Origin of the sequence: Accumulibacter sp. (assembly GCF_029255145.1) — a bacterium.
Lineage (GTDB): Bacteria > Pseudomonadota > Gammaproteobacteria > Burkholderiales > Rhodocyclaceae > Accumulibacter.
This window is the reverse complement of the sequence record NZ_JAPUVQ010000082.1, coordinates 1-8373: the sequence shown is the minus strand read 5'-3', so window position 1 is coordinate 8373 and position 8373 is coordinate 1. Positions and strand designations below refer to the sequence as shown.

General features: G+C 62.4%; 4 protein-coding genes and 2 pseudogenes. 5 read left to right on the top strand and 1 reads right to left on the bottom strand.

Going from position 1 to position 8373, the window contains the following annotated elements:
• Positions 1-481: 481 nt before the first annotated feature.
• Positions 482-637 (bottom strand): annotated as a pseudogene (locus Q1L50_RS08105) (IS5/IS1182 family transposase); the annotation flags it as partial.
• A 113-nt stretch (positions 638-750) separates the two neighbouring features.
• On the opposite strand from Q1L50_RS08105, the gene Q1L50_RS08100 reads away from it, so the two are divergent.
• The 5 genes and pseudogenes from Q1L50_RS08100 to Q1L50_RS20020 all read left to right on the top strand — a co-directional run.
• Positions 751-3921 carry a BPTD_3080 family restriction endonuclease gene (locus tag Q1L50_RS08100; RefSeq protein ID WP_300337397.1) on the top strand — a complete coding sequence of 1057 codons (3171 nt, stop codon included), beginning with the start codon at positions 751-753 and terminating at the stop codon, positions 3919-3921.
• Positions 3918-4328 (top strand): type II toxin-antitoxin system VapC family toxin, encoded by a 411-nt coding sequence (locus tag Q1L50_RS08095; RefSeq protein ID WP_300337395.1) that lies wholly within the window; start codon positions 3918-3920, stop codon positions 4326-4328. Before Q1L50_RS08100 ends, Q1L50_RS08095 begins: the two co-directional genes overlap by 4 nt.
• Positions 4325-6898: a site-specific DNA-methyltransferase gene (locus Q1L50_RS08090; RefSeq protein WP_300337393.1), complete on the top strand. Its 2574-nt coding sequence runs from the start codon at positions 4325-4327 to the stop codon at positions 6896-6898. Before Q1L50_RS08095 ends, Q1L50_RS08090 begins: the two co-directional genes overlap by 4 nt.
• Positions 6895-7506: a plasmid pRiA4b ORF-3 family protein gene (locus Q1L50_RS08085; RefSeq protein WP_300337391.1), complete on the top strand. Its 612-nt coding sequence runs from the start codon at positions 6895-6897 to the stop codon at positions 7504-7506. Before Q1L50_RS08090 ends, Q1L50_RS08085 begins: the two co-directional genes overlap by 4 nt.
• A gap of 101 nt (positions 7507-7607) precedes the next feature.
• Positions 7608-7861 (top strand): annotated as a pseudogene (locus Q1L50_RS20020) (hypothetical protein); the annotation flags it as partial.
• Between the last annotated feature and the right edge of the window lie 512 nt (positions 7862-8373).

The window sequence follows — 8373 nt, the reverse complement described above, 5'->3', positions numbered from 1 at the left end:
GCATATAAAATTTTACATCCGTATCAAGGGGATACATACTTTGCCTTGTGCTCGCCTGACGCGCAACCGGTTTCTGGGTCCGCCGATCAATTTATGCCAATGGCGCGTTACGTTGAGAGCATTGATACACCCCCATGCGAGTGTGGTCCGGAAATTCGGACAGGAGGATGAGTGGTGCGAAAGCAGCCACAACAGGAGCAGGAGCATGACAAGCAGGACGAGGCGAAAGCACCAGGGGCGTCATACCCTCTATCAAGCCGCTCGGCAGAACAACCCCAAGCACTGGAGCCTGAAGACCCGGAACTGGTCGCCGATCGGCGCCGTGACACTCAACCCGGAGCGCGACGAAGTCGTCTCTGCGGCCACCGCCAGCACAGAAAGTATGCGTTTACGCAAAGCGGAGGGTCAGGCCTTTCCTCGTGCCTGCCTTAGGTCTGAAGCGCAACTCTCACGGGCAAAAGGAAAGCCCTAACGCTCGGCGTGACCCTCGGCGTGACCCTCGGCGCCGACTGGAAAGATCCAGCTGGTCGATCACAGCAAAAATGCATCGAGCCATGTGATCCTGGTTCAGCCACTCATCAACCGACGGCGGTAGCAGATAGTCGGCCTTGCGGTCAGCGACGATGTGGTTCGAGATGCCACGACTCGGGTGCTCGAAGAAGTATGATTTCATCATGTACGCTTCAAGGCACGGGAATGTCCGACAGGCTGCTAGAATGCCCCAATTACTAGCCGGTAGCGTCTCACCCCATGGCCTCCGCCGACAATCCCATCCTAAATTCCCCCTACGACGAGCCGGCCCGGCACTACGCCACCGACGCCCAGGGCAACCTGAATTACCGGGATGTCCGCCCCGGCCGCCGCCTCTTCACGCCGGACGTGCCGCAGGTGCCGATCGGCCAGCGGAACCAGGGCAGCATGTTCGACGTGAACGACTTCCAGGCGGAGTACGGCGAACACCTGATCAACCGGCTTCGGGACGAACTGCGCACCTGGCGTGACTCCGGCTACCGGGGCGTCACCAGCCGCGTCACTCGCGATCTGCTCGACTACTGGTTCGCCAACCCCGAGCGGGCCGCCCATCAGAAGCTGTTCTTCGCACAGCAGGAAGCCGTCGAGGCCGCGGTCTGGCTCAACGAAGTCGCGGAAAAATCGAACACCGGTACGCATCTTCAGAACCAGTTGCGGCAACGGCAGGCGACGGCAAGCGACGACCCGGCCAACCGCCTGCCACGGATTGCCTTCAAAATGGCCACCGGCAGCGGCAAGACCGTGGTCATGGCCGGCCTGATTCTCTACCACTACCTCAACCGTCGCGAGTACCGCAACGATACCCGCTACGTCGATTACTTCCTGGTTCTCGCCCCGGGCATCACCATCCGCGACCGCCTCAACGTCCTGTTGCCGGACCAGCGCAGCGACACGCCATTGTCAGCCGGCGACTATTACCGGCAGCGTTATCTGGTGCCACCCGCTTACCAGCACGCCCTCGGCGAACTCGGCCATCGCCTGATCATCACCAACTATCACGAGTTTCTGCCGCGTATTCTCGGCGGCAACAAGCGCACGCCCTTCGATGGCAAGCTCGGCGAAGACGGCAGGAAAGTGGAAAGCCGAGAGGACGAAAACCAGGTGCTGCGCCGCGTTCTCGGCAGCTTCAAAGCCGGGCGCCGGCTGCTGGTGATCAATGACGAAGCGCACCATTGCTACCTGCCGCGCGCCAAGGGCAGGGATACCGAACTCGACAATTCGGAAACCGAAAACGAACGTGCCGCTGTCTGGTTCTCCGGCCTGCGCGCCTGCGCCCGGCGCTTTCAAGTGCGTGTCGTCTACGATCTGTCGGCAACTCCCTACTACCTTTCCGGCTCGGGGTTTCCTGCGTACTCGCTGTTTCCCTGGGTGGTCAGCGATTTCGGCCTGATCGAAGCAATCGAAGCCGGGCTGGTCAAAATTCCCTTCCTGCCGGTCGACGACAGCAGCCAGGCGATCGACGAGCCGGTCCTGAAAAACCTCTACGAAAACTGCAAGGCAGAACTTCCCCGCAAGGGACAGCGCACGCAGCGTCGCGAGGCGCAGGACGCCGCCGTCGGCGAAGCCGCACCCAACCTGCCTGCGCTGGTCAGGCAGGCGCTCGACCAGTTCTACGCCCACTACGAGGAATACGAACGCGGTCTGCGCCGGCGGGGCGAACTCAAGGCCGACCTGTTTACCGCGCCGCCGGTATTCATCGTCGTCTGCGGCAACACCACCGTTTCGCGCGAAGTGTTCAAGGAGATCGCCGGCTACGAACGCGTTGATGAGGGAGGCCAGACGGCCGTCGTTGCCGGCCGTTTCCCGCTCTTCTCCAATTTCGACCGCGACACCGGCCGCGCGCTCGCCCGCCCGCCGACGCTGCTCATCGACAGCGACGCCCTCGAACACTCCGGCCAGATCGACGAAGGGTTCAAGAGGGTTTTCGCTCCCGAGATCGAGCGCTTCAAGCGCGAATACCGCCTCCGCCACCCCGAGCGCGGCGTCGACAGCCTGACCGACGCCGAACTGCTGCGCGAGGTGGTCAACACCGTCGGCAAGGCCGATACGCTCGGTGCGCACGTCCGCTGCGTGGTTTCCGTCGCCATGCTCAGCGAAGGCTGGGACGCCAACACCGTCACCCACGTCATGGGCCTGCGCGCCTTCGGCTCGCAACTGCTGTGCGAACAGGTCGCCGGCCGAGCGCTGCGCCGCCGCTACTACTTCACCGACCCGAAGACCGGCAAGTTCCCGCCCGAATACGCACACATCATCGGCATCCCCTTCAAACTGTTCAAGGCCGGTCAGAGCAGCCACGTCGACCCGCCCGAATACGCCACGCTGCGCGCGCTGCGCGAACGCGACAGCCTCGAAATCCGCTTCCCCAACCTGGTCGGTTACCGCTTGCAAGCCGACAGCGATCACCTCGCCGCCGACTTCACCGGCACGCCCGACTATCGCCTCGACACCACCCGCCTGCCGGTCGAAACCACGCTCGGCACCGCCGTCTCGGAAGACCGCCAGACGATGCGCCTCAGGCTCGACGACCTGCGCGACCAGACCGTCATTTACAAGCTGACCCGCGACTACCTGCGGCGCATCCATGGCGACGAAGCGCAGCGGGCCGACCTGCGTCTCTTCCAGCAGGTCAGGCAGATCGTCGAGCGCTGGTACGACGAGAAACTGCAAGTCGTCGGCGAAGACGACCCGATCTACAAGCGCCTGGTGATCTACGAAGACCCGCAGCCGGTCGTCGAAAGCATCAACCGCGGCATCGTCGCCCACGCCGCCGAACGCGAGCGCGTGCTGCCGATCCTCAATCACTACAACCCGCAGGGCAGCACGCGGCACGTCTTCGGCCACACCAGCCGCAGCACCTGGCCAACGAAGAAAAGCCACGTCAATCTGGTCGTCGCCGACACCGACACCTGGGAGCAGATCGCCGCCAAGACGCTGGAAAAGATCCCGGCGGTCGAAAGCTACGTCAAGAACGCATTCCTCGGCTTCCACATTCCCTACATCAGCGGCGGCAAGGAGCGTACCTACCTGCCCGACTACCTGATCCGTCTGCGCACGCCGAAGCTGCGCAGCGCCCAGCTCATCCTCGAAATCACCGGCTTCAACCAGGACAAGGAACTCAAGCGCTGGGCGGTGCGCGAACGCTGGCTGCCGGCGGTCAACAACGCGCGCGGCAAGCTCGGGCTGCCGCCGTGGTACTTCGAGGAGATTGCGGAGATCGAAGACATCAAGCCGGCGTTGAACAAGGCCATCCGGCGCATCGTCGACGAAATCGATGCCGCGCCAGATAGTCTCGTGGAGATTCTCGATCTGCTCGCCAGCTTGCCAGACGACTTCTACCCGGACGGGCGGCACGATTCCGCCGCCTTTGAACAAAGGGAGCCTTTCGAGTGACGCCGCGCTACTTGCTCGACACCAATATTTGTATCTTCCTGAAAAACAACCGGCATCCCAACGTGGCCAGGAAGCTGGCCGGACTCCAGCCGGGCGATGTCGCCATGTCCGTAGTGACCTGGGGAGAACTGGTACTGGGCGCTGAAAAGTCCCGCGAACGCAGCCAGACCTTGGCGAAAATCACGAAATTGCGAACACTTGTGCCAGTGCTGGACATCAGCGCAGCCGTCGGCGACCGCTACGGCGCCATCCGTGGTGAACTGGAAAGTGCCGGCCGCACCATCGGTCCCAACGACCTGTGGATAGCCGCGCACGCGCAAACCCTGGGCATCGCTCTGGTCACCAACAACACCGGCGAGTTCGCCCGCGTCGGCGGCCTGAAGCTCGAAGACTGGACCATGCCATGACCGACAAGAAGATCGACAGCCTCAAGCACGCCAACGCCAGGCGCACGCGCATTCCGAGCCAGGAAGAAGCTGGCTGTGAGCAGGAAAGCCCCGAGGCGCGCAAGACCGAGGCCACCTGGCCGCTCAACCCGGTAACCCAGCGCGGCCAGGATCCTGAACTGTACTGGCTGGAGAAGTACGGCGCCGACGATCGCCAGGAAGACCTGGAAGCCGACATCCGCTCGCTCTACCGCACCGAACACATCGCCCCGGAAAAGCTGATCCAGCGGCTGTATGCGCTGCGGCGTGAAGCCGACCACCAGGCCGATTTCTTCGTCGACGAACTGTTCGCCAACTACAAGGACATCGACGAACTCGACAAGCCGCAGAGCTATTACAAACATGCCGATCGCTGGGCCAACCGCCTGATACAGGGCGACAGCCTGATGGTCATGGCCAGCCTGCTCGAACGCGAGGGGATGAAGGGGCAGGTGCAGATGATCTACATCGACCCGCCCTACGGCATCAAGTACAACTCCAACTGGCAGATCCGCCTCAACGACCGCAACGTCAAGGACGGCGACGACGCCAGCCTCTCCGGCGAGCCCGAAGTCATCAAGGCGTTCCGCGATACCTGGGAGCTCGGAATTCACTCCTACCTGAGCTATCTGCGCGACCGGCTGCTGGTGGCGAAGGAGTTGCTGACCGAAAGTGGGTCGTGTTTCGTGCAGATCAGCGACGAGAACGTCCATCTGGTGCGCTGCGTGATGGACGAGGTGTTTGGGAGTGGGAATTTTGTTTCGCTGATTACCTTTAAGAAGACTGGTGGCCAGACCTCAAATCTGTTGGCACCAGTTGTTGACTACATCATTTGGTACGCAAAGAATGTTGGGCAGGTAAAGTACAGCCAGATATACCGTGAAATGCGCGTTGGAGAAGGGCATGGTACAGGCGAGCGCTATGACCAAGCGCTGTTACCCGATGGCCATGTGGTTACCGTGGGTAGTCGCGAAAGCTTCCCTGATGGAACTCGATACTTTCGCCATGTCACCTTGTCCTCAAACCGGCCCGCCAAAGAGCATGAAAAAATACCTTTTGAATTTGATGGAAGGACTTTTTATCCACCAGCCAACCGCACTTGGACGACGACTAGAACGGGCTTCGACCGATTGGTTGCGGCCGGTCGGGTTCATGGTGGCAAGCAAAGCCTCAATTACATTAAGTTTATCGACGACTTTCCCGCTAACCCGATCGGCAATCTTTGGGACGATGTAAGTGGCAGTGGCGACAAGGTATATGTTGTCCAAACTGCTCAGCGGGTTATCGAACGCTGCCTCCTGATGACCACCGACCCCGGCGACCTCGTCCTGGACCCCACCTGTGGCTCCGGCACGACGGCCCACGTCGCCGAACAATGGGGACGCCGCTGGATCACCACCGACACATCGCGTGTCGCGCTGAACATCGCCAAGACGCGGCTGATGACCGCCAGCTACCCCTGGTACACGCTGCAGGACGAAAAGAAGGGGCTGCCACGGGAGCACTGGGATCTGCGGCACGGTTTCCTCTACAAGACGGTACAGCGCGTCACCCTTGGTTCGCTGGCCAACGACGAGCCGCCCGAGGAGGTGACGCTCTACGACCAGCCAGCGGTCGATCGCGGCAAGCTGCGCGTCGCCGGCCCGTTCACCGTCGAGACGCTGCAGAGCTACGAGCCGCTGGCTCCCGAGGACGTTGAGGAGGCCAGCCTCGACCACGAGCGGATGGAGGCTTTCCAGGAGCGCGTTTTCGAGCACCTGAAAACCGCCGGCGTAAAGAACGGCGCGCGCAACGAGACGGCGGTTTTTGCCCGCGTAGACGCGCTGCCCGACAGCGCGCTGCACGCCGAAGGCTATTACGATACCGCCGAGGGCGAACAGAAGGCCTACATCCACCTCGGCCCGCAGTTCGCGCCGGTCAGCCGGCAGGCGGTGAACGACGCGGTGAAGGCCTGCCGCGCGCGCGGCGACGCGCAATGGCTGCTGATTCTCGGCTTCGCCTTCGAGTCGGACGTCGAGAATTCTCTGCAGAGGCAGCGCGCCGGCAGTTTCCGGGTGGACAAGGTACGCATGCACGACGACCTGCTGCAGGCCGGCCTGACCAAGAAGGACAGGAAGGCCGCGACCTTCGTCACCATCGGCGAGCCGGACATCGCCCTCCAGCGCGACGGCGACACGGTCCGCGTCGAAATCCGCGGTCTCGACCTCTACGATCCGATCCGCGACGAGGTCAAGGCCCGCTCGGTGGCCGACATCGCCTACTGGATGGTCGACGACGACTACGACGGATCGAGTTTCATGGTTCGGCAGGTGTTCTTCTGTGGCGGCGACCAGGATGAATTCGACAAGTGGAAGCGCGGCCTGTCCGACCTGGCGAAGACGCGCACCCGCAAGAAGCTGGAGAACACTCTCAAGATCGAGATTGACGCTGAAGCCTTCGACCGCCTCTACGGCTTCGTTTCCCATCCCATTCCTTTCCGGGCCGGCAGGCGCGTGGCGGTGCGCGTGGTCAGCCAGTTCGGCGAGGAATCGACCAGGGTATTGCAACCATGAGCACAACACCGAAGAACGCCGGTGGGCGTCTGCGCCTCAAGATCAGCCTCGAAGACTGTGAGCCACCCATCTGGCGTCGCGTCGAGGTCGACAAGGACCTGACCTTCTGGGAGTTTCACCGGGTCATTCAGGAGGCCATGGGCTGGTACGACGAACACCTGCACGAGTTTCGGGCGGCCGGCCGAGTGGTGGGCATGTCCAGCCTCGACGACGACATGTTCGGTGGGCAGCCGGCGCTTCCCGAAGACACCACGACGCTCGGCGAGTTGCTGGCGAGACAGCGGAAGTTTCGTTACTGGTACGACTTTGGCGACGACTGGTGGCACACCATCGCCATCGAGACGCGTCTGCCGCCCGAGCCGGCGGCGCCGCGCGCCGTGCTGGTCGCCGGCGAAGGCGCTTGTCCGCCGGAGAACTGCGGTGGGGTTTATGGCTACGCGAATCTGCTGGAAGTTCTGAACGACCCGGACCACGAGGATCACGAGGAGATGAGGGAGTGGCTGGGCGACGATTTTGCCCCGAATGTGTTCGACTTCACCGCCCACGCCAGGAGAGTCGCCGTCATTGGAAAGAAGCCCGGGCGGGCAAAGCCGACCGTGGCTAAGTAGGATCCGAATTCGTTGTCACACTATCCACGCCGAAACTCACAGTGAAAATTCTCGAATCCACCGGCCAAGACACGTCGCGCGTCAAGGCCAGCTAGCGCAAGGTGGCCGATGCCATCGGCACGACTTCCATGCCGCTCAGGTCAACAAGCTCGTCGATCTCAGCCACGGCAAGTTCTATCGCGCCAGACTCGGCGACACCGACCGGCTGCTGTTCTCGCTGGTTCGCCACGGCGACGAGGTCTGCGCGCTGATGCTCGAAGTGATCGCCAATCACGACTACGACAAGTCGCGCTTTCTGCGCGGTGCGGCGATCGACGAGAGCCGGATCCCCGACATCGGCGCCGACGAGGCGATCGGCGTAGCGCCGCCAGAGTCGGGCGGCTCCGGCAACGCGGTTCGTTCATCGATTTTCGCAGTGACGATGGTCGGGCGGCAGCAGTTCGTAAGCAAGTGGCACCCCAACAGCGGCGCTGGAGCGAATCATGTTGCCGTAGCCGTTTTCACACGCCATCCAACGCCGCCGGCGGCGTACGCCGCATTGCCGGCATAGGCGCGAAAAGCCTGAACCGCAGCAACCGGTCGATCGCACTCCTTCCGCAGTCTCTGGAACGGTCGTCGAGGTCACGGGCGGCGTGATCGATGTGAACGCCGGCAACCGCCGGTGCGCCGTCATGGCGACGATGGTGGTGAACACCGGTTGACCGCGTCCAACCCGCCGGAGCGCCTCCGCGCACGGGCCCTCCCAGTATTTTCCAATTCAGGTATGAGCCTGAAGGGTCGGCGAAGTGATTGTCTCTGTGATGTAGGTTGAAGGGTTGAAAAGGTCAGTGTAAGGGGTTGCGTGGGTGGCGGGATGGCGGCTGTGGT

Excerpts from the sequence above, each read along its gene's own strand:
- Q1L50_RS08090 (WP_300337393.1), top strand. The coding sequence starts at position 4,325 with ATGACCGACAAGAAGATCGACAGCCTCAAGCACGCCAACGCCAGGCGC.
- Q1L50_RS08100 (WP_300337397.1), top strand. The coding sequence starts at position 751 with ATGGCCTCCGCCGACAATCCCATCCTAAATTCCCCCTACGACGAGCCG.
- Q1L50_RS08085 (WP_300337391.1), top strand. The coding sequence starts at position 6,895 with ATGAGCACAACACCGAAGAACGCCGGTGGGCGTCTGCGCCTCAAGATC.